General features: G+C 60.0%; 1 protein-coding gene. It reads left to right on the top strand.

Going from position 1 to position 1,161, the window contains the following annotated elements; translation table 11 throughout:
- Nucleotides 1–194: 194 nt before the first annotated feature.
- Nucleotides 195–632, top strand: coding sequence for a DUF4279 domain-containing protein (locus EVS83_RS15320; RefSeq protein ID WP_166636935.1), 438 nt, complete (start codon nucleotides 195–197; stop codon nucleotides 630–632).
- Nucleotides 633–1,161: the final 529 nt, after the last annotated feature.

Genomic DNA, 1,161 nt, shown 5'->3' with positions numbered 1-1,161 from the left:
CGTTTGCACTACGCGCCAGCTCTTTTCTGGGAATTGGAAGGCGCCTTGGCTAAGGTGGAAGCCCGACACCGCAAGGCTTTGTTGGAAGAGTGCATGCGGATCATCAGTCGCTATGGGCCTAACAACTCGTCCAAGCCGACGCCGCTTCGCGGCGCGGCTTAACTCAGGTGTTAGGTGCCGCAGGAGGCGTTTCGGTGACCGACAGCCAATCCGCTCATTTCGTGGTGCTAGGTCCAGGTCCGCACGAGCAAGTCACTGAGCTGCTCGGGCTTAAGCCTGCCATCGCCCACAATGCGGGCGATACGAACCGAACGGGTCATGCGTTCAAGAGCATGTACTGGCGGCTCAACAGCGGGCTCGCGGAAGATCGGCCGCTAGTCGAGCACATTGAGGCATTACTAGTCTGGCTCACACCGCGCGCCGCCGCACTCCGGGAATTGTGGCTGGAGAACTCCCTGTACTTTCAGTGCGGGCTAAAATGCTCGCACACGTTTGGTCTGCACCTTAGCCGCGAGCACATTCGCCAGATGGCCGCCCTCGGCATCGGGCTGGATCTAGATGGGTATGCGGAGCCAGAGGGGGCTGCACCTAACAATTCGTCCAAGCCGACGCCGCTTCGCGGCGCGGCTTAACTCACGTGTTAGGCCCCGCAGGAGAGATCAAGGTGTCCGAACAAGCTCTTCGGAAGTTGGCGCTTCTTCCGCTAATCGCTGCAGCGGTTGGCCTGCTCTTCCGAATGCTTTTGTGGCAAAGCTGGGCTCCCGTCCCGCGCGAACCTTATGGGGCGTCGGACCTCATCGAGCTGTTACTGGTGGGCGTCACGGCAACGTGCGGCGTCATTGCAGTGTCTGCGCTAGTTTTGGTTCTAGCTCGTCGTTCACCATCGCGTCGCATGGCTTGGTCAGTCGCGCTGGCGGCTTTCGCTGGGCCCGCACTGCACTGGTACCTGCACCCTTTAGTTCCCACGTTCCGGCTCTGGTAGCGGGGCCTAACAATTCGTCCAAGCCGACGCCGCTTCGCGGCGCGGCTTAACTCAAGTGTTAGGCGGCATTGGAGAGATCAATGGGGTTCATACAACGGCGGCAGCTGCGGACGTATCTCTATTTCCGCGATCGCGAAATGACCGTAGCGAGCGTGATTAAGCTCAACTGGCAGATGCTC

The sequence above is a fragment of the Cognatilysobacter terrigena genome (genome assembly GCF_004361065.1).
Taxonomy (GTDB): domain Bacteria; phylum Pseudomonadota; class Gammaproteobacteria; order Xanthomonadales; family Xanthomonadaceae; genus Cognatilysobacter; species Cognatilysobacter terrigena.
This window is presented reverse-complemented; position numbering and strand designations above follow the sequence as displayed.